This is a genomic window from Citrobacter sp. CtB7.12, assembly GCF_001297795.1.
Classification (GTDB): Bacteria; Pseudomonadota; Gammaproteobacteria; order Enterobacterales; family Enterobacteriaceae; genus Citrobacter_A; species Citrobacter_A amalonaticus.
Genome location: NZ_LIFT01000013.1, coordinates 53,054 through 78,084 on the forward strand (window position 1 = coordinate 53,054; position 25,031 = coordinate 78,084).

Here is a 25,031-nt window from a genome sequence, read left to right on the forward strand (position 1 = left end):
ACATGAGTGTGATTGCGCAGGCAGGGGCGAAGGGTCGTCAACTGCACAAATTTGGTGGTAGTAGTCTGGCTGACGTGAAGTGTTATCTGCGCGTCGCGGGCATCATGGCGGAATACTCACAGCCTGACGACATGATGGTGGTTTCCGCTGCGGGCAGTACGACCAACCAACTGATCAGTTGGCTGAAATTAAGTCAGACCGATCGCCTCTCTGCGCATCAGGTACAACAGACCCTGCGACGCTATCAGTGTGAACTGATTAGCGGCTTGCTTCCCGCCGACGTGGCGGAGGCATTAACCAGCCTGTTTATCAACGATCTGGAACGTCTGGCCAATCTGCTGGACAGCGGCGTGAATGACGCCGTTTATGCGGAAGTCGTGGGCCACGGTGAAGTATGGTCAGCGCGTCTGATGTCGGCTGTGCTCAATCAGCAGGGCATGGAGTCGGCCTGGCTGGATGCACGTGAATTCTTACGCGCTGAGCGCGCTGCGCAACCGCAGGTGGATGAAGGGCTTTCTTACCCGCTATTACAGCAACTGCTGATCCAGCATCCGCAGAAACGTCTGGTCGTGACCGGTTTTATCAGTCGTAGTAATGCGGGTGAAACGGTGCTGCTGGGCCGTAATGGTTCTGACTACTCCGCCACGCAGATCGGTGCGCTGGCAGGAGTGTCTCGCGTCACCATCTGGAGTGATGTGGCCGGGGTTTACAGCGCAGACCCGCGTAAAGTCAAAGATGCCTGCCTGCTGCCGCTGCTGCGTCTGGATGAAGCCAGCGAGCTGGCGCGTCTGGCGGCACCGGTTCTGCACGCCCGTACGCTGCAGCCGGTTTCTGGCAGCGATATCGATCTTCAGTTGCGCTGTAGTTATACGCCAGATCAAGGCTCCACGCGCATTGAGCGTGTATTAGCTTCCGGGACCGGTGCGCGTATCGTGACCAGCCATGATGACGTCTGCCTGATTGAATTTCAGGTGCCTGCCAGCCAGGACTTTAAGCAGGCGCATAAAGATATCGATCAGGTCCTCAAGCGGGCACAGGTGCGTCCGCTGGCCGTTGGCGTCCATACCGATCGTCATCTGCTGCAGTTCTGCTATACCTCGGAAGTGGCCGACAGTGCCCTGCGAATCCTCGATGAAGCCGGTCTGCCGGGTGAACTGCGATTGCGTCAGGGGCTGGCGCTGGTGGCGATGGTGGGCGCAGGCGTCACCCGTAACCCGCTGCACTGCCATCGTTTCTGGCAACAGTTGAAAGGACAGCCGGTAGAATTTACCTGGCAGTCGGAAGAGGGCATCAGCCTGGTGGCCGTACTGCGTACCGGCCCAACGGAGAGCCTGATTCAGGGTCTGCATCAGTCCATTTTCCGCGCTGAAAAACGCATCGGCCTGGTGCTTTTCGGCAAGGGCAACATCGGCTCCCGCTGGCTGGAGCTGTTTGCCCGCGAGCAGAGCACGCTCTCGGCGCGTACCGGATTTGAATTTGTGCTGGCCGGGGTGGTGGATAGCCGTCGCAGCCTGCTGAACTACGAAGGGCTGGACGCCAGCCGGGCGCTGGCGTTCTTCAATGATGAAGCCATTGAACAGGATGAAGAGTCGCTGTTCCTGTGGATGCGCGCACACCCGTATGACGATCTGGTGGTGCTGGATGTGACCGCCAGCGAACAGCTCGCCGATCAGTATCTCGACTTTGCCAGCCACGGTTTTCACGTGATTAGTGCGAACAAACTGGCCGGTGCAAGCACCAGCAATAAGTATCGCCAGATCCACGACGCGTTTGATAAGACCGGGCGCCACTGGCTGTATAACGCGACCGTGGGTGCGGGGTTGCCGATCAACCACACCGTGCGCGATCTGATCGACAGCGGCGACACCATCCTGTCGATCAGCGGGATCTTCTCCGGCACGCTGTCCTGGCTGTTCCTGCAGTTTGATGGCTCTGTGCCGTTTACCGATCTGGTGGATCAGGCCTGGCAACAGGGACTGACGGAGCCGGATCCGCGCGTTGACCTGTCGGGTAAAGATGTGATGCGCAAGCTGGTGATTCTGGCACGCGAAGCAGGCTATGACATCGAGCCGGATCAGGTCCGCGTTGAGTCGCTGGTTCCCGCGCATTGTGAAGAAGGCTCAATCGACCACTTCTTTGAGAATGGCGATGAGCTGAACGATCAGATGGTGCAGCGTCTGGAAGCGGCCCGTGAAATGGGGCTGGTACTGCGCTATGTGGCGCGTTTCGATGCCAATGGCAAAGCGCGTGTTGGCGTAGAAGCGGTTCGCCCGGAGCATCCGCTGGCAGCGCTGCTGCCGTGCGATAACGTCTTTGCTATCGAAAGCCGCTGGTATCGCGATAACCCGTTAGTGATCCGCGGGCCCGGTGCCGGGCGTGACGTCACTGCCGGGGCGATTCAGTCGGATATTAACCGTCTGGCGCAGTTGCTGTAGTTTTTTGCCGGATGGCGCAGTGCGCTTATCCGGCCGATGGTTCGGGCGTAATTCAGGCCGGATAAGATGCTTCAGCATCCTGTCCGGCGTGTTACCGACCAGCAAACACCTCTTTTGCGGCGAACAGACCGTTCAGCGCCGCCGGGAAACCGGCATACACTGCCATCTGCATCATGACCTCAATAATCTCCTCCTGCGTTAACCCGACATGCAGCGCGGCAGCAATGTGAACCTTCAACTGCGGTGCGGCGTTGCCCAGTGCGGTTAAGGCGGCGACGGTGGCGATTTCCCGACTGCGTAAATCCAGTCCGGGGCGGGAATAAATGTCGCCAAAAGGAAACTCAATCAGATAGCGAGCGAAGTCGGGAGCGATGTCCTTCAGGCTCTCGACGACGGCATCGCCGCCTTTGCCATCAACCTGCTGTAGCATGTTCTGACCGGTGATAAAGCGTTCTGAATGCATAGTGTCTTCCTCATCTGTTAGTGATGACGTGAGGATAGGGTGGGTGGAATGATTTGGATAATACCGTTTCCGTGATACCTTTTCGGTATGACAACACCGCTTCTGCACTCTCTGGATATTCGCCTGCTGCGTTACTTTGCCGTGGTGGCGGAAGAGAACAACATGAGCCGGGCAGCCCTGCGACTGTTTATGTCGCAACCGCCGCTTAGCCGCCATATACGCCAGCTTGAAGAACGTCTGGGGGTGACGCTGTTTGTCCGTCATACCAAAGGGTTGACGCTGACGAATGAGGGGCTGCGCGTGCTGGAGATCGTGCGTCCGCTGCTGGAACAGCAGGATAAAACCTATGCGGCCCTGAATCAGCTTGCGCCAGACGGCGTGCAGTCGTTGCGTCTGGGGCTGACGACGGCATTTGAGCAGGGCGTTTTCGCCGCGCTGGAAACGCAACTGAATACCCGGGTTGATACCCTGCGTCTTGTGCGCCAGGGCTCGCCCGATCTCATACGTCAGGTGCGACGCGGAAAACTGGATGCTGCCGTGGTGGCGTTGCCGCTGGAGACCGCCGGACTGACCATCACGCCGCTCGACTGGCGTGAGCCGCTCATCGCAGCGCTACCTGCCATTTGGTCAGAGGCTGGCAGTGACACCCTCTCCCTGAAAGCACTTAATCACCGGCCGCTGTTCTGGTTTAGCCGGGAACGAAATCCGGCCTTCTTTGACGCTACGCGGGCACGCTTTCAGCGTGTGGGTTACGCTCCTGCCTGTCTTGAAGAGCCGCTGGAGCATGACGTTCTGCTGGCGCGAATAGCCCATGGCGATGGTCTGAGCTTATTCCCTGCTTCCTTTGCCGCTATTCAGCGTCAGGGCGTGGTTTTTCGACCACTGAGCGAGGGTGAACTCAGCATTCAGGCGGGGCTGGCGATGTTGCCGGAGAACGCTGCCCGCTTACAATGGCTGAAAAGCATGATGCTGTCCGCTGGTATAGCCCACTAACGTGAATTTTTTTCATCTTCCCTGACTTTTCCTCACCATCAACGATGATTTTTCAGTTGACGTCATCGTGCTTTTCCGTCATTTTTACATCTGGACGTCTAAACGGATAGATGTTCACAACACAACATATAATGACAAGCGATTGATGAGGTAAGGTATGAGCTTTTTTCACGCCAACCAGCGGGAAGCCCTGAATCAGAGCCTGGCGGAAGTCCAGGGTCAGATTAACGTTTCGTTCGAGTTTTTCCCGCCGCGCACCAGTGAAATGGAGCAAACCCTGTGGAATTCCATTGATCGCCTGAGCAGCCTGAAGCCGAAGTTTGTTTCGGTAACCTACGGCGCCAACTCTGGCGAACGCGATCGCACGCACAGCATCATCAAAGGGATTAAAGATCGCACCGGTCTGGAAGCCGCACCGCACCTGACCTGTATTGATGCGACCCGCGATGAACTGCGTACTATTGCACAGGACTACTGGAACAACGGAATCCGCCACATCGTTGCGCTGCGCGGCGATTTGCCGGCAGGCAGCGGTAAGCCCGATATGTATGCTGCCGACCTGGTGAGCCTGCTGAAAGAGGTGGCCGACTTTGATATCTCCGTCGCCGCTTACCCGGAAGTGCATCCGGAAGCGAAAAGCGCGCAGGCGGATCTGCTCAACCTGAAACGTAAAGTGGATGCCGGGGCGAACCGCGCCATTACCCAATTTTTCTTTGACGTCGAAAGCTACCTGCGCTTTCGTGACCGCTGCGTCTCTGCGGGTATCGACGTGGAAATCATTCCTGGCATTCTGCCGGTCTCGAACTTTAAGCAGGCGAAGAAGTTTGCCGATATGACCAATGTGCGCATTCCGGCGTGGATGTCACAGATGTTTAATGGCCTCGATGACGATGCGGAAACCCGTAAGCTGGTGGGAGCAAATATCGCCATGGACATGGTGAAAATTTTAAGCCGGGAAGGCGTAAAAGACTTTCATTTCTATACACTTAACCGCGCTGAAATGAGTTATGCCATTTGCCACACCCTGGGTGTCAGACCCGGTATCTAAATGCCTCGGCCCTCCCCGGAGGGCTTTATTACACCTCATTTTGATCTACATCTCTGTAACTAAAAATATAAAAGGTATCGGCTATCGAATCTGTGGATTTTTTCGACTATATCTTATCTCTGTAGGTGTATATCGTAATGTAAACACTGTAAAGGGAGCATATAGATGAGCACGCCAGACGATATCCATAACCCGACGTCCGCCGGAAAATGTCCTTTTCATCAGGGCGGCCATGACCAGAGCGCTGGAGCAGGAACAACCAGCCGTGACTGGTGGCCTAACCAGCTCCGCGTCGACTTGTTAAACCAACATTCCAATCGCTCAAACCCGCTGGGTGAAGATTTCGATTACCGCAAAGAATTCAGCAAATTAGATTATTCCGCGCTGAAAGGCGATCTCAGAGCGCTTCTCACCGAATCTCAACCGTGGTGGCCTGCTGACTGGGGAACGTATGCCGGTCTGTTTATCCGCATGGCCTGGCACGGGGCTGGTACCTATCGTTCCGTTGACGGACGCGGCGGCGCAGGTCGCGGACAGCAGCGTTTTGCTCCCCTGAACTCCTGGCCGGATAACGTGAGTCTGGACAAGGCGCGTCGTCTGCTGTGGCCAATCAAGCAAAAATACGGACAAAAAATTTCCTGGGCCGACCTGTTTATTCTGGCGGGTAACGTTGCGCTGGAAAACTCCGGCTTCCGTACCTTTGGTTTCGGTGCGGGTCGTGAGGACGTCTGGGAACCGGATCTGGATGTAAACTGGGGCGATGAGAAAACGTGGCTTGCCCACCGTGACCCGGAAGAACTGGCTAAACGTCCTTTAGCCGCCACCGAGATGGGGCTGATCTATGTTAACCCGGAAGGTCCTAACGCCAGCGGTGAACCGCTTTCGGCGGCTTCAGCGATTCGTGCAACCTTTGGCAACATGGGGATGAACGACGAAGAGACCGTTGCGTTGATTGCCGGCGGTCACACATTAGGGAAAACCCACGGCGCAGGCCCGGCGACGCACGTCGGCCCGGACCCGGAAGTGGCACCGATCGAAAACCAGGGTTTAGGCTGGAAAAGTGATTTTGGTAGCGGTGTGGGCGCGGATGCGATTACATCCGGACTGGAAGTGGTCTGGACGCAAACCCCAACCCAGTGGAGCAACTACTTCTTCGAGAACCTGTTCAAATATGAGTGGGTACAGACGCGCAGTCCGGCTGGCGCCATCCAGTTTGAAGCAGTCGATGCGCCAGAAATCATTCCTGATCCGTTCGACCCGTCGAAAAAACGTAAGCCGACGATGCTGGTCACCGACCTGACGCTGCGTTTTGATCCGGAATTCGAAAAAATTTCCCGCCGTTTCCTGAACGATCCGCAGGCGTTTAACGAAGCCTTCGCCCGTGCGTGGTTCAAACTGACCCACCGTGATATGGGGCCGAAAGCGCGTTACATCGGACCGGAAGTGCCAAAAGAAGATCTGATTTGGCAGGACCCGCTGCCGCAACCCACCTTCAATCCAACGGAAGAAGATATCTTGAGCCTGAAGTCTGCCATTGCGGATTCCGGTCTCTCTGTCGGTGAACTGGTGTCCGTTGCGTGGGCGTCTGCGTCGACCTTCCGCGGGGGGGATAAACGTGGCGGGGCGAACGGTGCGCGTCTGGCATTAGCGCCGCAGCGCGGCTGGGATGTCAATGCGATTGCTACGCGTGCGCTGCCGGTTCTGGAGAAAATCCAGCGTGATTCCGCTAAAGCGTCGCTGGCCGATATCATTGTTCTTGCCGGTGTCGTGGGGGTTGAAAAAGCCGCCAGCGCTGCAGGTGTCAGCATTCATGTGCCGTTTACGCCTGGTCGTGTGGATGCGCGTCAGGATCAGACAGATATTGAGATGTTTGAGCTCCTCAAACCGATCGCTGATGGGTTCCGTAACTATCGCGGTGAACCTGGCGTGGCAACAACAGAGTCTCTGCTGATCGATAAAGCGCAGCAGTTGACTCTGACCGCACCAGAAATGACCGTGCTGGTGGGTGGTCTGCGCGTGCTTGGCGCGAACTACGACGGCAGTAAACATGGTGTCTTTACCGATCGTCCGGGTGTACTCAGCAATGACTTTTTCGTCAACCTGCTGGATATGCGTCACGAATGGAAACCGGTTGATGAGTCAAACGAACAGTTTGAAGGTCGCGATCGTCAGACAGGTGAAGTGAAATACACCGCTTCTCGTGCGGACCTGGTTTTTGGCTCTCATGCGGTGCTGCGTGCTCTGGCGGAAGTGTATGCCGGTAGCGATGCGCACGTGAAGTTCGTGAAGGACTTTGTTGCGGCATGGGTGAAAGTGATGAACCTGGACCGTTTCGACCTGCAGTAAGCCCACCCCTGATGTAATCTGACCCCACTTCAGCGACGGCTTGCAGTCGCTGAAGTGTATTTGTAGGGGTATAGTGTCCGCAGGAAACGTTAATCTACTGGATCTATCATGTCTGTCTCAGGAAAGGGCAATCCACTGGCAATCGGTGGACTTATCTTGCTTACCCTTATCTGGAGCTATAGCTGGATTTTTATGAAGCAGGTCACGAGCTATATCGGCGCGTTCGACTTCACTGCATTACGCTGTATCTTCGGAGCCTTAATATTATTCCTCGTCCTCCTTTTGCGCGGCCGTGGCCTGCACCCGACGCCGTTTCGGTTTACGCTGGCGATTGCGCTGTTGCAGACCTGCGGGATGATTGGCTTCGGTCAGTGGGCGCTGGTCAGCGGCGGGGCGGGGAAAGTCGCTATCCTGACCTATACCATGCCGTTTTGGGTCGTTATTCTGGCGGCGCTGTTTCTGGGGGAGCGACTGCGACGCCTGCAATACGCCGCAATTGCCATTGCCGCAATAGGGTTACTGCTGGTGCTGCAACCGTGGCAACTGAATTTATCAACGTTGAAGAGCGCTCTGCTGGCGATTCTCTCCGGAGTCAGCTGGGGAGCGAGCGCCATTGTCGCTAAACGTCTTTATACCCGCCATCCACGCGTCGATTTGCTGTCGTTAACGGCCTGGCAGATGTTGTATGCCGCGCTGGTGATGAGTGCGGTGGCCTGGCTGGTGCCGCAGCGGGAAGTTGACTGGCAGCCGGTGGTCCTCTGGGCGCTGGGATATAGCGCGATTCTGGCGACGGCGCTGGCCTGGAGTTTGTGGCTGTTTGTCCTGAAGAATTTGCCTGCCAGTATCGCCAGCTTAAGCACCCTGGCGGTGCCGGTCTGTAGCGTGCTGTTTTCCTGGTGGCTGCTTGGTGAAAACCCCGGTCCCGTTGAGGGTGGGGGAATTGTGCTGATCGTTATGGCGCTGGCAATTGTCAGCCGGAAAAAGCGTGAGGTGCAGGTGGTCGAACAGGCCTGATGAGATAAGAAACACTCCCGGCGAGGCCGGGAGTGTAGAGCGTGTTATTCCCACTCTTGCAGATAGCGCTGACCGTACTGGTCGGCAACCAACAGTGCGGCATAAACCTGATCCGGCGTAGCGCCGCCAGGCATGTTGTGAATGGTTTCGCCTTTCGCGCAGGAGGCTTCTGCCACAATACGCATCTTCGCCGGGATATCCTGTTTGATATCCAGTTGCGCCAGCGTAATCGGCAGACCGACGGAATGGCACAGTGCGGCAACGGTCTCAATCTCTTCAACCGGCGCGTTTTCCAGAATCAGCTGCGTCAGCGTACCGAAGGCCACTTTTTCACCGTGATAATAGTGATGCGCATCCGGGATCGCCGTCAGACCGTTGTGAACCGCGTGCGCGGCAGCCAGACCGCCGCTTTCAAAGCCGACGCCGCTCAGATAGGTGTTGGCCTCAATCACGCGCTCAAGCGCCGGGGTCACGACATGCTGCTCGGCGGCGAGCATTGCTTTTTCACCCTCTTCGAGCAGCGTGTTGTAGCACAGTTCAGCCAGCGCCAGCGCCGCCTGAGTGCATTTGCCGCCCGCCATGGTGATCGCGCCGCTGCGTGAACACGCGCGTGCTTCAAACCACGTGGCCAGCGCATCACCAATCCCTGCGGCTAACAGACGCGCCGGGGCGCCGGCAACGATTTTGGTGTCGACGATAACCATATGCGGGTTGTGCGGTAGCAGCAGATAACGGTCAAATTCACCAGCATCGGTGTAGATAACGGAAAGTGCGCTGCAGGGCGCATCGGTTGAGGCGATGGTCGGGGCGATCGCCACAGGCAGGTTCATAAAGTGGGCAAGGGCTTTGGCGGTATCCAGCGTTTTACCGCCGCCGATGCCGAGCACCGCGCTACACTGCGCATTTTCCGCCACGCTGCGCAAACGGTCGATCTCGTTTTGCGAGCATTCACCGCCAAACGGCGCGACTTCCAGCGCCAGTCCTGCGTTTTTAAAGCTTTTTTCCAGTTCGCCCTGAGCGAAACCGAGAACAAATTTGTCGCCAACAACCAGCCAACGTTCAGCCAACGGCTTGAGGTATTCGCCAAGACGAGTGATGACATCTGCACCCTGGATGTACTTACCAGGGGATTGAATAATGCGATCCATACCTTATTTCCCTCACAGGTTGATGTTACCGAATGCGTTTTTCCAGTCTTGCTCAAACTTCTCAACAGCTGACTCTACCGCAGGGGTATCGAGCATTTGTTGCGCTACATCTAAAGGAAGGGTGATTGCTTCACAGCCCACCAGCAGACAGTCCAGCGCCTGGCGCGGGGTCTTGAAACTGGCGGCCAGCACTTTGCTTTTCGGGGCATGACGTTCCAGTAGCGTCTGTAATTCCTGAACGGTGCGAATACCGTCTCCGCCCTGGGCATCTACGCGGTTGACGTAAGGCGCGACATATTTTGCCCCCGCCAGCGCGGCAAGTAGTCCCTGAGAGGCGCTGTACACGGCGGTTCCCAGGGTGACTATGCCCTCTTTTTTCAACTGCTTGATGGCGACCAGTCCTTCAGAGGTTACCGGGATTTTCACCACAATTCCCGGAACGGCATTGTTCAGACGTTTAGCTTCGTTCACCATTCCCTGCGCATCGCGACTCATGGTCTGGGCAAACAGAACGCCGTTTTCGCCAATCACCTTTTGCAGACGCGGCAGAACATCCCAGATGGATTCTTTGCTTGCCGCGATAATACTCGGGTTGGTCGTCACCCCGGCGATAGGGAAGATGCGGGCCAGACGTTCGACTTCCGCCACATTGGCGCTATCCAGATACAGTTCCATTTTGCTTCCTCTTAAAGTTCAAGCTCATGTTGCAGCAGGCTGGCAATCGCGTCGGCAGACGCGGCATTCACCAGCGCATTGCGAAATTCTTCGTGCATAATGCGACGGGCCAGGCGTGAGAAAATACGCATGTGCTGGTCCCCCGCCGCGTGTTTGTTGAGCGTTAGCATGATGATGAACTGCGCCTCGTCATCTCCCCAGCGGACAGGCGCTTTCAGGCGTGCCACGCTGATAGTGGACTGCTCAATGTGTTCAGATTTGCTGTGCGGAATGGCGAAGCTGAAGCCCAGCCCGGTAGAGAATACTGCCTCACGAGCCCACAGATCGGCTTCCAGTTTGCGGGGGTAGCGGCAGCGGCTGGCGAGCAGCAGATTGTCGGTCATTCCTTTGATCACCTCTTCTTTGCTGCGCCAGTCACTGTCGAGGGTGATGCACTGGGCGGTGACCAGTGGGGCATCCTGCTGTGACATGCGGAACTGCGCCAGCAGATGCTCCACTTCCAGCGACGTGCGACAGGCCATCGCCTGATTCAGCAATTGTCGGCAGGCGCGACTGTCGAGTTGCGCCATTCGCGCTTTAGCGGCAGGAATGGCGGGGGCGCTCATGCTGATTTCATCCAGCCCCAACCCGACCAGCAATGGCAGAACGGAACCTTTTGCCCCGAGCTCGCCACACAGGCCGATCCATTTCCCCTGACGGTGCACCGCCTGCACCGCGAAATCCAGCGCGCGCAGAAAGGCCGGGTTCAGGCTGTTGTAGTGGCGGGTCACTTTGGCGTTATCGCGGTCAACGGCCAACAGGTATTGCGTCAGGTCATTGCTGCCAATACTAAAGAAATCAATCTCTTCACAGCACTGGTCGATGATGAACATCACTGACGGGACTTCCAGCATAATGCCGAGCGGGATCTTCTCATCAAATGGGATCTGTTCATTGCGAAGCTGCTGTTTGGCTTCCGCCAGTTTCTCTTTCACCCACAGGATCTCTTCCATTGAGGAGATCATCGGGATCATAATTTTCAGGCTTCCGTGCGCCGATGCGCGCAGGATCGACCGGAGCTGAGTGGTAAACAGCGCGGCGTACTCTTCATAGATACGCACGGCGCGATAGCCGAGGAACGGGTTGGCTTCAGCAGGAATATTCAGATAATCAACGGGCTTATCGCCGCCGATATCCATCGTACGCACAATAATGCTGCGCCCCTGTGTGGATTCCAGCGCCTGGCAAAAAATGTTGTACAGCTCGTTCTCGTCCGGAGCGCTGAGCCGATCCATATACAGCATTTCGGTGCGGAACAGGCCAACCGCCTCCGCGCCGTTGCCAAATGCCGCCTGCGCTTCCACGGAGTGAGCAATGTTAGCGGCAACTTCCATACGAATGCCGTCGACCGTGCGCGCTTCCTGGGTCAGCCAGACGCGCTGTTGCTCGCGCAGCGCCTCGTGTACACGGGCTTCCTGCTGATAGTAGCGGCTGACCGGTTCATCAGGCGCGACCACCACCGCTCCTGCATTGCCATCGATATAAACTTCTTGCTGCAGCCACGGGGTTAAAGCGTCAATCGCGACACCGACCAGAGTGGGGATGTTGAATGAACGAGCAAGAATCACCGTGTGCGAAGTGGTGCCGCCGCTTTTCAAAAGCAGTCCTTTGAGGAACGTTTTGTCCAGTTCCAGGAACTGGCTGGGCGTCAACTCATCCGCCATACAGATGGTGGGTTGGGTCAGCTTTCCCGGTGCCGGAAAGCGCTTTTCGCCGTAGATGTGTTGCAGCAACTGGAAACAGACGTCGCGAATGTCCAGCGCGCGTTCCTGCAAATAGCGACTGCTGGAACGGGCAAACTCATCGCAGAAATGGTTGGCGCTGTCGACAATCGCCTGCGCGCAGCTTAAGCCGCGAGAAACGCCTGCCAGCAAATGCTGACGTAAGGAGGTATCGCCCGCCAGCGAACGGTGGGCTTCCAGAATCGCACTGGTGGCGCCGTCGCTGTCGAGCAAACGAAACGCAATGTTTTTTACCAGCAGCGTTAAGCCGCGATCCAGCGCCGACTGCTCGCTTTCCACATCGCCTGCCACAGGGAGTTCGCCGAGCGCGTTGAGATCCAGCGAAGAGAGAAGCGTCAGGATACCGCCCGCGCTACCACTGCAAACGCTACGGGCGCGGAAAAGCTGCGGGTTCAGGTGAGTCAGTGAAGCCGGTAGTGGTTCTAATTCGCTGTTACTGGCTTCTGCCAGCGGGGCATCGCAGTGGGGGAACTCGTCGCGCAGCCACAGGCTCAGGCGCTGATGGGCATCGGATTCATCTGCTCCTGTAATGAGCAACTGGCAGGGGTCGCCAGCCAGCGTATCCGTGCCAATCAACGCCAGTGCGCTCTTGGCGTTGCCCTTACGATCGGTTCGCAGGTTGTGCCACTCAATGTGTGAAGTAAAGGTGTTACACAGGGTCTCAACATGGCTTGCCGGGCGCGCATGGACGCCATTGGGCAGCTCACAGGTAAATTCCACAATCAGGGCCATTGCCTTTCTCCCATAACGGTTTTCTGCCTACAGCATAAAAGGCCTTGCTTGTTCGCTGCCATGTGACAATTCTGCCAAAAACTGGACAAATGTAATGTAAGGCGAAAAGTGGGAGACAGTTCACAAGTCCTCCCGGTATCCGTGAATTCTCTTATCCTTCAACTTATGAAGCGGATCGCATTTTTGTACTGACATTACAAAAATCCAGTAAATGGCCTTTTTATCCACTGTCTGCGACCTTGCGGATTGCCTATTGTTTGCCACAACAACGTTATGGATATGGGCAAACACCTGCCCGGGAGCGACTTATGAATGAGTTGGTACACATCCTGAAAAATACCCGTCAGCATCTGATGACGGGGGTGTCGCATATGATCCCCTTTGTGGTTGCGGGCGGCATCTTACTGGCAGTCTCCGTCATGCTGTATGGGAAAGGGGCGGTGCCTGATGCCGCGACCGATCCGAATCTCAAAAAGCTGTTTGATATCGGCGTGGCCGGGCTGACCCTGATGGTGCCTTTCCTTGCGGCGTACATTGGTTATTCCATTGCGGAACGCTCCGCGCTGGCACCATGCGCGATTGGTGCCTGGGTAGGCAACAGCTTCGGCGCCGGGTTCTTCGGGGCGCTGATTGCCGGGATTATCGGCGGCATTGTGGTGTATTACCTGAAAAAAATTCCGGTCCATAAGGTATTGCGTTCTGTCATGCCCATCTTCGTGATTCCTGTCATCGGGACCTTTATTACGGCGGGCATCATGATGTGGGGACTGGGCGAACCCGTTGGCGCGCTGACCGCCAGTCTGACCCAGTGGCTGCAAGGCATGCAGCAGGGCAGCATCGTGATGTTAGCCGTGATTATGGGGCTGATGCTGGCCTTTGACATGGGCGGCCCGATCAACAAAGTGGCCTACGCCTTCATGCTGATTTGTGTAGCGCAGGGGGTTTACACCGTCGTGGCCATTGCGGCGGTCGGGATCTGCGTGCCGCCGCTGGGCTTAGGACTGGCGACGCTGGTGGGGCGTAAAAATTTCTCTTCTGAAGAGCGCGAAGCCGGTAAAGCGGCGCTGGTGATGGGATGTGTGGGCGTTACCGAAGGGGCGATTCCTTTCGCTGCCGCTGACCCGCTGCGCGTCATTCCTTCCATCATGCTGGGTTCGGCCTGTGGTGCGGCCACGGCGGCATTGTTCGGCGCTCAGTGTTACGCAGGCTGGGGTGGACTGATTGTTCTGCCGGTGGTTGAAGGTAAGTTGGGTTATGTCGCCGCGGTGGCGGTAGGTGCGGTGGTGACGGCTATCTGTGTGAACGTGCTGAAAAGCCTGGCGCGCAAGAATGTCTCTCAGACCGACGAGAAAGAAGACGATCTGGATTTAGATTTTGAAATTAATTAAGTGAGGAGTGGCGTCATGACGAAAATTATTGCAGTAACCGCATGTCCTTCAGGTGTTGCACATACCTATATGGCCGCTGAAGCGCTGGAAAGTGCAGCCAAAGCGAAAGGCTGGGAAGTGAAAGTGGAGACGCAGGGCTCCATTGGTCTGGAAAATGAACTGACACCCGCTGATGTGGCACAGGCTGATATCGTCATTCTGACCAAGGATATCGGGATTAAATTTGAGGAGCGTTTTGCTGGTAAGACTATCGTCCGTGTCAACATCAGCGATGCGGTAAAACGCGCCGACGCGATTATGAACAAGATTGGCGCGCATCTGGCGCAAACCGCATAAGTTTTTTGTGTTCCGGATGGCGGCGCTGCCTTATCCGGCCTACGAATTTGTAGGCCTGATAAGCGTAGCGCCATCAGGCATTCATGCCCACAGGAGTTCCTCATGACCCACCGCATCCACCGCTTAAAAGCGGCACTCTTTCAGAACAGCAGGGAAATTTCGCTTGAGCGTGCAATGCTGTATACCGCCAGTCATCAACAGACGGAAGGGGAGCCGGTCATTTTACGTCGGGCTAAAGCGACCGCGTATATCCTCGAGCATGTCGAGATTTCGATTCGTGATGAGGAACTGATTGCCGGCAACCGTACCGTTAAACCGCGTGCGGGCATCATGTCGCCGGAGATGGACCCGTACTGGCTGCTCAACGAGTTGGATCAGTTCCCGACTCGTCCCCAGGACCGTTTCGACATCAGCGAAGACGATAAACGCCTCTATCGTGATGTGCTGTTCCCTTACTGGGAAAAACGGTCGATGAAGGATTTCATCAACGGTCAGATGACGGATGAGGTTAAGGCCGCCGTCAGTACCCAGATTTTTAGCATCAACCAGACGGATAAGGGACAGGGGCATATCATCATTGATTATCCGCGCCTGCTGAATCACGGGCTGGGTGAACTGGTGATGGAGATGCGCGCGCACTGCGAGCAGGCGCCGCATAACGCCTTTTATCAGGCGGCACTGCTGCTGCTGGAAGCGTCGCAGCGCCACATTCTGCGTTATGCCGTACTGGCGGAAGAGATGGCTGAACGCTGCCCTGACGTCACTCGTCGCCAGGAGTTGCTGACTATCGCTGCCAACTCGCGGCATAACGTGCAGCATAAGCCGCACACCTTCTGGCAGGCGTGCCAGTTGTTCTGGTACATGAACATCATTTTGCAGTACGAGTCCAACGCTAGTTCGCTGTCGCTGGGGCGTTTCGATCAGTACATGCTGCCGTTTTATCAGGCGTCGCTGGCGCAGGGAGATGATCCCGCATTCCTGAAAGAACTGCTGGAATCGCTGTGGGTGAAATGCAACGACATTGTGCTCCTGCGTTCGACCAGCAGCGCACGTTATTTCGCTGGCTTCCCGACCGGCTATACCGCGCTACTTGGTGGCCTGACGGAGAATGGCCGCAGTGCGGTAAACGTGCTTTCATTCCTCTGTCTCGATGCCTATCAGAGTGTGCAGTTACCCCAGCCGAATCTGGGCGTTCGCACCAACACGCTGATTGATACGCCGTTTCTGATGAAGACTGCCGAGACTATCCGCCTGGGTACCGGTATTCCACAGATCTTTAATGATGAAGTGGTGATCCCGGCATTCCTCAACCGGGGCGTCTCGCTGGATGATGCGCGTGATTACGCCGTGGTAGGGTGCGTGGAGTTGTCGATTCCGGGCAGAACCTATGGTCTGCATGATATCGCTATGTTCAATCTGTTGAAGGTCATGGAAATTAGCCTGTACGAGAATGAAGGTAATGGTGAGCTGACCTGGGACGGTCTGCTGGCACATATTCGCGCCAAAATCAGCCACTACATCACGCTGATGGTTGAAGGCAGTAATATTTGCGACATCGGTCATCGCGACTGGGCGCCAGTGCCGTTGCTCTCCTCGTTTATCAGTGATTGTCTGGAGAAGGGATGTGACATCACCGACGGCGGCGCGCGCTATAATTTCTCGGGTGTGCAGGGTATTGGCATCGCCAACCTCAGCGATTCTCTGCATGCGCTGAATGGACTGGTGTTTGAGCAGCAGCGCCTCCGTTTTGACGAACTTCTTGCGGTGTTAAAGGCTAACTTTGCCACGCCGGAAGGGGAAAAGATCCGCGCCAGGTTGATCAACCGCTTCCATAAATACGGTAATGACATTGATGAGGTGGACAACATCAGCGCCGAACTGCTGCGTTATTACTGCAAAGAGGTGGAGAAGTATCAGAATCCGCGTGGCGGGCAGTTTACGCCGGGTTCTTATACCGTGTCCGCACACGTGCCGTTGGGGGCGGTGGTAGGGGCGACACCGGACGGGCGTTTTTCCGGAGAGCAACTGGCGGATGGCGGCCTTTCGCCGATGCTTGGACAGGATATGCAGGGACCGACGGCGGTGCTGAAATCGGTCAGTAAGCTGGATAACACGCTGTTGTCCAACGGGACGTTGCTGAACGTGAAGTTCACGCCCGCCACGCTGGAAGGAGAGGCAGGATTACGCAAACTGTGCGATTTCTTGCGCGCCTTTACCCAGCTCAAATTGCAGCATATTCAGTTTAACGTGGTGAATGCCGAAACGCTGCGGGAAGCGCAGCTGCGACCCCAGGATTTCGCCGGGCTGGTGGTACGCGTGGCAGGGTATAGCGCCTTCTTTGTCGAGCTGTCGAAGGAGATTCAGGATGACATCATTCGCCGCACCGCGCATCAGTTGTGAGGTTGTGGAGTCGTGCGACGAGGAGGTCGCACGCATCTTCAATATTCAACGGTATTCGCTGAATGACGGTCAGGGGATCCGCACGGTGGTCTTTTTTAAAGGCTGCCCGCACACCTGCCCGTGGTGCGCCAATCCGGAATCGATCTCGCCACGAATTGAAACGGTGCGACGGGAAAGCAAATGCCTGCACTGTACGCCGTGTCTGCGTGATGCCGACGAGTGTCCTTCCGGGGCGTTTGAGCGTATTGGCCGTGATGTCACCCTGGATGAGCTGGAACGCGAGGTGATGAAAGATGACGTTTTCTTTCGCACTTCTGGCGGCGGGGTGACGCTGTCGGGCGGAGAGGTGTTGATGCAGGCGGCTTTCGCTACGCGATTCTTACAGCGTCTGCGGCGCTGGGGTGTGCATTGTGCAATTGAAACGGCAGGCGATGCCCCCGCCCGTCGGCTGCTTCCGCTGGCGAAAGCGTGTGATGAAGTGCTGTTCGATTTAAAGATCATGGAGCCTGAACGGGCCCGTGAGATTGTGGCGATGAATATGCCACGCGTCGTGGCTAATTTGCGGATGCTGGTGGCGGAGGGCGTTAACGTGATCCCCCGTTTGCCGCTGATCCCCGGTTACACGCTCACACATGAGAATATGCAGCGCGCGCTGACGTTGCTGTTATCGCTTGGTATAAAGCAATTGCACCTGCTACCGTTTCATCTCTATGGAGAACCGAAATATCGGTTGCTCGGGCAGCAGTGGGGGATGAAGGACGTCCCTGCGCCAGCGGAACAGATTATTGCCCAAATGCGTGAGATGGCGGAGAACGCGGGCTTTCAGGTCACAACAGGAGGGTAATATGTCCGTGTCAACAGGACGATTTCTGGTCGCGGTGACGGCCTGCGTAAGCGGTGTGGCCCATACCTACATGGCGGCTGAACGGCTGGAGAAGTTATGCCAGCAGGAAAAATGGACCATTAAGATTGAAACGCAGGGGGCGCTTGGTACGGAAAATCGCTTAACCGAAGAGGATATCCGTCGGGCGGATGCCGTGCTGCTGATTACCGATATCGAACTGGCGGGGGCGGAACGTTTCACTCAATGCCGTTATGTCCAGTCCGGCATTAACGCCTTTCTGCGCGAACCGCAGCGTGTCATGAGCGCGGTGCGTAAGTTGCTTTCCGCTCCGCAATATACCCATCTTATTCTGGACTGACCTGCTTTTCCGTTAGCTGGCTGTGATACTGACGACGATATTCTGACGGCGAGCGTTCGGTGTTTTTACGAAACAGGCGGCAAAAGTAGTTACTGTCCACAAATCCGCAGGTGTGCGCGACTTCTTTCACTTTTAAGTCGTAGCCTTTCAACAAGGTCTTTGCGTGTTCCAGTCGCGTATGGTTCAGGTATTCGTTAAAGCCAACCGCCCCCGTTTTTTGAAACAGATGCGAGAGATAGTTCGGCGAAATATAGAACGCCTGCGCCACCGATTCCCGGGTGAGCGGTGAGGCGTAGCGCTCGTCAATGTAGTCTCGGATAGCCTCAAACAGCGCCTGGCTGCGGGAGGCGGTTTGAATCTGGCTGCCGAGCAGGTCGCGACAGTGGCTGAGCAGACTGGCGACAATCAACCGCGCCGTTTGCTGCTCCTGCGGCTGCATTTGCATTTCATTGAGCGTCTGCAACAGAAAGGAACCGATACGCGGGCCACGGCGCGCCACGTGCTGTTTGACCAGATTCTGGTATGTTTCCCCGTCCCATTGCACCACGCTGAATCCGAGCTGTTGTTTGCCGAACAGGATACTGAGCGTAATGACCGGCACCTGCCACTGCGGAAGATTCCAGCCACCTGCTGGCACATAGAGCACATCGTATGGGGTGAGCGTGTCGGTGAGGCTGGCGTCGGTCAGTTCACCTTCCAGCACGATTTCCAGACGGGGAAAATCGACCTGATACGCCAGCGCCGGGATGGGGGTAAGCGTACTGGCAAAGAAAATCTGGCGCAGCGGCGCGGGGCCATGAATCAGGCGGGATAGAAGATGGCTGACGTCTTGATACATGATGATCCCTTGCGTTGCTCAGACAAGGAAACAGTAACTGCCAGGGCGAAAAAAGGCCACCCTAAAAAGCGTGGCCTGCTGAATGACTTACTGATTTCCGACCTGATCGCCATACGGCAGAGTGTCGTAATCAATCAGCGCATTTTTCTTGTACGGGTTACCAATCCAGCGCGTGGTTTCTTTGAACTGCGGGCTGGTGATGGAGCGCGTCGGATCGAAACCGTCGTAGGTCAGCCCGGCTAAGTCGGACCAGGTGTGGATCAGTTCCGAACTGCTGTACTTACGATTCACATCTTGTGATAAATCACGCGGATGCGCGGCCTGCCATTTCTCGGACGTCCACAACAAGAACGGCACGGTATACATGTGACGCGTCGGGTTGTCCTCGTTACGACCCTGCGTTTTATGCGGCGGGGTGTCATACACCTCTTCGCCATGGTCGGAGAAATAGAGCAGGAAGCCGTTCGGATCGGTCGCTTTATAATCCTTAATCAGGCTCGCGACGACTTTGTCGTTATACAGGTTGGCGTTGTCGTAATCGTTATACGATTCCAGCTCTTCTGCGCTCAGACCTGGCGGGACATGATCGGTACTACCGTCGAACTTGCCCTGGTCTTCCGGGTAACGGAATTTGTACTTAATGTGCGTGCCCAGCAAATGCACGATGATGAACTTTTTCGGTGCCGGATCAGCCATGATTTTCTTAAATGGCGTCAGCACGTTAGTGTCATATTCGCGCGCGCTTTGCGTACGCTGCTGGTTCATATAGAACTGCTCGTCGGTCTGCTTCGAGAAAACCGTCAGCATGGTGTTACGGGCGGTCATCGTCTGCTGGTTTGTGATCCAGTAGGTCTTATACCCCGCCTGTTTCATCATGTTCATCAGCGACGGTTTCGTCAGATACAGGTCCGGGTTCTTCTCGTTCGCGAAGGTCAGCGCCTGTTGCAAGATTTCGATCGTGTAAGGGCGTGAGGTCACGACGTTGTTAAACACGGTCAGATTCGGATCCGACTGATGCAATGCGTCCAGTTCCGGCGTGGTTTCACGCGGATAACCGTACAGACTCATGCGGCCACGTTGGGTGGATTCGCCAATCACCAGCACCAGCGTGCGCGGCGCGTCGCCGGAATTGTCTTTAAAATTGCTCAGCGGAGGCAGAGCGTGGTTCTGACTTAACAGGTTGTTAAGTGAGGTCAACTGGCGCTGATACTGGTAGTAACCAATGACAAACTGCCATGGCGCCGCTGGTTCCATACGTGAGGAGAGGCCGCTTAGCGTTTTTTCATACGGCGAGTTGCCAAACGCAGAACGAACCACAAACGGGTTCAGGATCAGCCCATACAGCAGCGCAAAAGAGACGAGCCAACGCCAACGTCCGGGAATATAGACGGGGCGCAGTCGTGTCCAGAGAAATACGGCGACGACGGTATAGGCCAGCGCAATGGCGATAATCTTCAGGCTGAAGTATTGGCTCAGGTATTCGCTGGCTTCGTTGGCGTTAGTCTCAAACATCACGAACAAGACGCTTTGCGAAAACTCTTGCCCGTAGATGACGTAATAGCAGAGCGTGGCCAGCGACGTCGCCCATAACACGATCCCCACCACCGCAGCAATAATGCGGGTCCGACTCGGGAACAGGAAAATTGGGATCAGCCAAAGGGAGCTGTAAAGCAACGAGTCACGCAGTCCGTTGGTACCGCTGAAACCCGTAATTAAAATAATGGCCTGTAATAAAGAGGAGAAAAACCAAAAATAGAGAAGCGCCCAGCCAAGGGCTTTCCAGCTAAATGATGGCGTAGACTGGAGGGTTGTGGATTGCATATTGTCAGCCTGTCTTTAAACGTGGTGCCAAACGTAGCGACTAAACCTTAAGAGAATCTGAAGCACCGGTGCAAAGGCACACGTTGCTCTGAAAAATCTCACGGTGGAAAAAACAGACAGAAATATAGTGAATGTGCGGAGGTTATGACAGAACTATTTCAACCCCCTCGCGCGCAATAGCACGAGAGGGGGGGAGGGGGAAAATTAGCCGGTATTACGCATACCTGCCGCCACGCCGGCAATGGTGACCATCAGCGCTTGTTCAACGCGAGGATCGGGCTCTTTGCCCTGTTGTTCCGTCAGTCGCGAGCGGTGTAACAGCTCGGCCTGCAGAACGTTCAGCGGGTCGGTGTAGATATTCCGTAACTGGATAGACTCGGCAATCCACGGGAGATCGGCCATCAGATGTGAATCGTTGGCAATCGCCAGCACCACTTTGATGTCTTCTTCCAGCAGTTCGCGCAGCTCCTTGCCCAGCGGCCACAGCGCTTTCGCGACCAGGCGCTGATCGTAATATTCCGCCAGCCACAGATCCGCTTTCGAGAACACCATTTCCAGCATGCCGAGACGGGTGGAGAAGAACGGCCAGTCGCGGCACATCGCTTCCAGTTCGCTCTGCTTACCATCTTCCACCACTTTTTGCAGCGCGGTGCCGGCACCGAGCCAGGCTGGCAACATCAGGCGGTTCTGCGTCCAGGCGAAAATCCACGGAATAGCGCGCAGAGATTCCACACCACCGGTCGGGCGACGTTTCGCTGGACGCGAACCGAGCGGCAGTTTGCCCAGTTCCTGTTCCGGCGTTGCGGAGCGGAAGTACGGGACAAAGTCTTTGTTTTCACGCACGTAGCCACGGTACACGTCACAGGAGATGACTGAAAGTTCGTCCATGATATGACGCCAGGCGTCTTTCGGCTCTGGCGGCGGCAGCAGGTTCGCTTCCAGAATGGCGCTGGTGTATAGCGACAGGCTGCTGACGGTGACTTCCGGCAGACCGTATTTGAAACGGATCATCTCGCCCTGTTCGGTCACGCGCAGACCGCCTTTCAGGCTGCCCGGTGGTTGTGAAAGCAGGGCGGCATGGGCCGGTGCGCCCCCGCGACCGATAGAACCACCGCGACCATGGAACAGCGTCAGTTCGATACCGGCTTTCTCGCAAGTTTTGATCAACGCATCCTGCGCCTGATATTGCGCCCAGGAGGCGGCCATTACGCCGGCATCTTTTGCCGAGTCGGAATAACCAATCATCACCATCTGCTTGCCCTGAATCAGACCGCGATACCAGTCGATGTTCAGCAGTTGGGTCATGACGTCGTCGGCATTGTTCAGGTCGTCAAGGGTCTCGAACAGCGGGGCCACCGGCATGGCAAAGCCAATTCCGGCTTCTTTCAATAGCAGATGCACGGCCAGCACGTCAGATGGCGTTTTTGCCATTGAGATGACGTAGGCAGCAATCGACCCTTTCGGCGCTTCGGCGATGACTTTACAGGTGTCGAGCACTTCACGAGTGTCATTACTCGGCTCCCAGTTGCGCGGTAGCAGCGGGCGTTTGGAGTTCAGCTCACGGATCAGGAAGGCCTGTTTGTCCGCTTCTGACCAGCTTTCGTAATCACCAATGCCGAGGTAACGGGTCAGTTCACCCAGCGCTTCGGTGTGGCGGGTGCTTTCCTGGCGGATATCAATACGCACCAGCGGGACGCCAAAACATTTCACACGACGCAGAGTGTCGAGCAGTTCACCGTTGGCGATAATGCCCATGCCGCAGGCTTGCAGTGACCGGTAGCAGGCGTACAGCGGTTCCCATAGCTGTTCGTTTTGCGTCAGCAGACCTGCCGGTTTCGGCAGCTTCTCGCCTTTCAGACGCGCTTCCAGCCAGGCCTGGGTTGCCATCAGGCGCGAGCGCAGGTTTTTCATCAGATAGCGGTAAGGCTCCGAAGCGCCTTCTTCACCGACCATCGCTAACAGTTCCGGCGTGGCATCGACCATCGACAGCTCGGAAACCAGAACCTGAATATCTTTCAGGAACAGGTCGGTTGCTTTCCAGCGGCTCAGCAGCAGAACGTGGCGGGTGATATCTGCGGTTACATTCGGGTTGCCGTCACGGTCGCCGCCCATCCATGAGGTGAAACGGACCGGAACGAAATCAACGGGTAACTGGTAGCCCAGATTATCTTCCAGCTGTTCGTTCAGCTCGCGTAAATAGTTCGGTACGCCCTGCCACAGGCTGTTCTCGACCACCGCGAAGCCCCATTTGGCTTCATCAACCGGGCTTGGGCGCAGCTTACGAATTTCATCGGTGTGCCAGGACTGTGCAATCAACTGACGCAGACGGCGCATCAGCTGGTGGCGTTCGTATTCAACGATATCTTTGTTATCGAGCTGCTTCAGACAGGCGTTGATTTCGCCCATTTTGTGGATCAGTGTGCGACGGGTAATTTCCGTCGGATGTGCGGTCAGCACCAGCTCAAGAGACAACGACTCTACCGCTTTTTTGATGATGGCGTCGTTCAGCTCTGGCTGGTTTTTCAGTTTACGCAGGGTGCGGGCAATCACTTCCGGGTTGCTGGCGCCTTCGCCTTTTGGCGAACTGCTGTGATATTGCTCGGCGGTGTTGGCCAGGTTCAGGAACTGGCTAAACGCGCGTGCGACCGGCAGCAACTCGTCATTCGACAAATTCTGTAACGTGGTGAGCAACTCCTGGCGATTTGCTTCATTGCCAGCGCGTGAGGATTTAGACAGCTTTCGGATTGTTTCTACGCGATCAAGAATGTTCTCTCCCAGCGCATCCTTGATGGTTTCTCCCAGCACTTTGCCGAGCATACTGACATTACTACGCAACGCGGAATATTGTTCGTTCATATTTACCCAGACACCCCATCTTTAATCTATGAGTCCTGTATCTTTCACGCCACAGCGGCGTTGGCTGCGCTCGTCCACCCAGGTCACTTACTTATGTAAGCGCCCTGGAATGGGCTTGTTTGCCGCCTTGCTGTGACACGAAATCTTTCGGACTTTGTTTAGTAGTCGTCTTTTATAAAGCCACGTAAAACCCGTGGCGTCAATTGCGGCGAAATCGGTTCAGCAAACGAATAAATGCGGGTAATTTACGAAATTTAATTCACATCCAGCCAGATAAGAAATGCTTATCGGAATGTGAAAATGCATTGCCGGATGGCGCTGCGCATATCCGGCCTACCATCGGAGGTAGGCCGGGAAAGCGGGTAGTTCGATCAGTGCCAGCAGAAGTGGTGCACGACCTGGGTGATTAACTCACGGGTGGGCTTAATAAAACGCGTCTCGAGATATTCGTCAGGCTGGTGCGCCTGATTGATTGAACCCGGTCCCAACACCAGCGTTGGGCACAGGGTCTGAATAAACGGCGCTTCGGTGCAGTAGTTCACGACATCGGTTTTTTCGCCCAGCAGTTTCTCCACTACCTCGACAAGCTGATGGTCCGGCGGACACTCGTAACCAGGGATCGGCGGATGGAGTTCGGCAACGGTCAGACGACCCGGCCAGCGTTCGCTCACTGGTGCCAGGGCTTCCGTCAGCAAACCATCCAGATCGCCCAGCGTCATGCCCGGCAGCGGGCGGATATCCATATGCAATTCACAGCAGGCACAAATTCGGTTCGACGCATCGCCACCGTGCAGACTACCCAGGTTCAGGGTGGGATATGGTACGGTGAACGCGTCGTAGTGATAACGCGCTTTCAGAGTATCGCGCAGTTGCATAATGCGACCAATCGCGTCGTGCATCAGTTCGATGGCGTTCACGCCGCGTGCCGGATCGCTGGAGTGACCGGACTGGCCCATCACCCGTACCGCCGTCGAGATATGACCTTTGTGAGCGCGAATCGGCTGTAGCGACGTGGGCTCACCGATGATCGCGCAATCAGGACGAATCGACGCGTTTTCCGAGAAGTAACGCGCCCCCGCCATACTGGTCTCTTCATCTGCCGTCGCCAGGATGTAGAGCGGTTTTTTCAGTTGTGTCACATCAACGTCGCGAAGCGCGTCGAGAATAAATGCGAAGAAGCCCTTCATATCTGCGGTACCCAGACCGTAGAGCTTATTGTCATGCTCGGTAAGGGTGAAGGGATCGCGCGTCCAGCGCCCATCGTCAAACGGTACGGTGTCGGTATGACCCGTGAGCAGTAAGCCGCCTGCTCCTTGTCCGGTGCTGGCCAGCAGATTGAATTTATTGCGGGTTCCCGGGACCGGTTGAATCTCAACGTTGAAACCGAGATCGCTGAACCAACCCGCCAGCAGATTGATTAAAGACTCATTGCTCTGATCCAGTGCTTCTTCGGTAGCGCTGATGGACGGCGTGGCAATCAGCGCGCGGTAGATCTCGATAAATGGCGGTAAGTTCATTTTCATTGTTGACACACCTTAGGTCGTGATAGTATCAA

18 protein-coding genes are annotated in these 25,031 nt (G+C 55.9%); 10 read left to right on the forward strand and 8 right to left on the reverse strand.

Translation table 11 applies throughout. The features are described 5' to 3' along the window. Nucleotides 1-2 precede the first annotated feature (2 nt). Nucleotides 3-2,435, forward strand: a complete 2,433-nt coding sequence (metL, locus tag AOY24_RS16180) for a bifunctional aspartate kinase/homoserine dehydrogenase II (RefSeq protein WP_054176973.1) — start codon at nucleotides 3-5, stop codon at nucleotides 2,433-2,435. A gap of 91 nt (nucleotides 2,436-2,526) precedes the next feature. Here the strand turns inward: metL and AOY24_RS16185 are convergent, their stop codons facing one another. Beyond that, entirely contained in the window at nucleotides 2,527-2,898 is a 372-nt protein-coding gene (locus tag AOY24_RS16185; protein ID WP_042998934.1) for a carboxymuconolactone decarboxylase family protein, read from the reverse strand. 87 nt (nucleotides 2,899-2,985) lie between these two features. On the opposite strand from AOY24_RS16185, the gene AOY24_RS16190 reads away from it, so the two are divergent. The 4 genes from AOY24_RS16190 to AOY24_RS16205 all read left to right on the forward strand — a co-directional run bounded on the left by AOY24_RS16190 (nucleotide 2,986) and on the right by AOY24_RS16205 (nucleotide 8,299). After that, nucleotides 2,986-3,891, forward strand: coding sequence for a LysR family transcriptional regulator (locus tag AOY24_RS16190; RefSeq protein ID WP_042998935.1), 906 nt, complete (start codon nucleotides 2,986-2,988; stop codon nucleotides 3,889-3,891). A gap of 157 nt (nucleotides 3,892-4,048) precedes the next feature. Continuing rightward, nucleotides 4,049-4,939: a methylenetetrahydrofolate reductase gene (gene metF / locus AOY24_RS16195; protein WP_042998936.1), complete on the forward strand. Its 891-nt coding sequence runs from the start codon at nucleotides 4,049-4,051 to the stop codon at nucleotides 4,937-4,939. Nucleotides 4,940-5,104: 165 nt separating this feature from the next. Next, complete coding sequence (gene katG, locus AOY24_RS16200) at nucleotides 5,105-7,285, forward strand: catalase/peroxidase HPI (protein ID WP_042998937.1); 2,181 nt, start codon at nucleotides 5,105-5,107, stop codon at nucleotides 7,283-7,285. Between the two features lie 108 nt (nucleotides 7,286-7,393). Continuing rightward, entirely contained in the window at nucleotides 7,394-8,299 is a 906-nt protein-coding gene (locus AOY24_RS16205; protein ID WP_054176974.1) for a DMT family transporter, read from the forward strand. 44 nt (nucleotides 8,300-8,343) lie between these two features. Here AOY24_RS16205 and AOY24_RS16210 read toward each other — a convergent pair whose 3' ends face one another. Genes AOY24_RS16210 through ptsP form a run of 3 tightly spaced genes read right to left on the reverse strand, consistent with a single transcriptional unit; the run spans nucleotide 8,344 to nucleotide 12,635 of the window. Then, nucleotides 8,344-9,447, reverse strand: coding sequence for a glycerol dehydrogenase (locus tag AOY24_RS16210; RefSeq protein WP_054176975.1), 1,104 nt, complete (start codon nucleotides 9,445-9,447; stop codon nucleotides 8,344-8,346). 12 nt (nucleotides 9,448-9,459) lie between these two features. Next, complete coding sequence (fsa, locus tag AOY24_RS16215) at nucleotides 9,460-10,122, reverse strand: fructose-6-phosphate aldolase (RefSeq protein ID WP_042998940.1); 663 nt, start codon at nucleotides 10,120-10,122, stop codon at nucleotides 9,460-9,462. Nucleotides 10,123-10,133: 11 nt separating this feature from the next. Next, a complete protein-coding gene (gene ptsP / locus AOY24_RS16220; protein ID WP_054176976.1) occupies nucleotides 10,134-12,635 on the reverse strand; it encodes a phosphoenolpyruvate--protein phosphotransferase in 2,502 nt (833 codons plus the stop codon). A 308-nt stretch (nucleotides 12,636-12,943) separates the two neighbouring features. Between ptsP and AOY24_RS16225 the strand changes: the two genes are divergently transcribed. The 5 genes from AOY24_RS16225 (at nucleotide 12,944) to AOY24_RS16245 (ending at nucleotide 17,961) form a co-directional block, all read left to right on the forward strand. Then, nucleotides 12,944-14,023, forward strand: a complete 1,080-nt coding sequence (locus AOY24_RS16225) for a PTS fructose transporter subunit EIIC (RefSeq protein WP_044257488.1) — start codon at nucleotides 12,944-12,946, stop codon at nucleotides 14,021-14,023. 15 nt (nucleotides 14,024-14,038) lie between these two features. Then, nucleotides 14,039-14,359: a PTS fructose-like transporter subunit IIB gene (locus AOY24_RS16230; protein ID WP_044257490.1), complete on the forward strand. Its 321-nt coding sequence runs from the start codon at nucleotides 14,039-14,041 to the stop codon at nucleotides 14,357-14,359. Between the two features lie 102 nt (nucleotides 14,360-14,461). Next, entirely contained in the window at nucleotides 14,462-16,759 is a 2,298-nt protein-coding gene (locus tag AOY24_RS16235; RefSeq protein ID WP_054176977.1) for a formate C-acetyltransferase, read from the forward strand. Continuing rightward, nucleotides 16,725-17,603, forward strand: a complete 879-nt coding sequence (locus tag AOY24_RS16240; RefSeq protein ID WP_054176978.1) for a [formate-C-acetyltransferase]-activating enzyme — start codon at nucleotides 16,725-16,727, stop codon at nucleotides 17,601-17,603. Before AOY24_RS16235 ends, AOY24_RS16240 begins: the two co-directional genes overlap by 35 nt. Before the next feature lies 1 nt (nucleotide 17,604). Then, a complete protein-coding gene (locus AOY24_RS16245; RefSeq protein WP_042998943.1) occupies nucleotides 17,605-17,961 on the forward strand; it encodes a PTS fructose-like transporter subunit IIB in 357 nt (118 codons plus the stop codon). Here AOY24_RS16245 and AOY24_RS16250 read toward each other — a convergent pair. The 4 genes from AOY24_RS16250 to argE form a co-directional block, all read right to left on the reverse strand. Then, nucleotides 17,948-18,799 (reverse strand): AraC family transcriptional regulator, encoded by an 852-nt coding sequence (locus AOY24_RS16250; protein WP_042998944.1) that lies wholly within the window; start codon nucleotides 18,797-18,799, stop codon nucleotides 17,948-17,950. The two genes, AOY24_RS16245 and AOY24_RS16250, sit on opposite strands and share 14 nt — an antisense overlap. A gap of 87 nt (nucleotides 18,800-18,886) precedes the next feature. Continuing rightward, a complete protein-coding gene (locus AOY24_RS16255; RefSeq protein WP_054176979.1) occupies nucleotides 18,887-20,620 on the reverse strand; it encodes a phosphoethanolamine transferase CptA in 1,734 nt (577 codons plus the stop codon). A 204-nt stretch (nucleotides 20,621-20,824) separates the two neighbouring features. Continuing rightward, nucleotides 20,825-23,476, reverse strand: coding sequence for a phosphoenolpyruvate carboxylase (ppc, locus tag AOY24_RS16260; protein ID WP_042998946.1), 2,652 nt, complete (start codon nucleotides 23,474-23,476; stop codon nucleotides 20,825-20,827). 371 nt (nucleotides 23,477-23,847) lie between these two features. Then, complete coding sequence (gene argE / locus AOY24_RS16265) at nucleotides 23,848-24,999, reverse strand: acetylornithine deacetylase (RefSeq protein ID WP_044257496.1); 1,152 nt, start codon at nucleotides 24,997-24,999, stop codon at nucleotides 23,848-23,850. Nucleotides 25,000-25,031 lie beyond the last annotated feature (32 nt).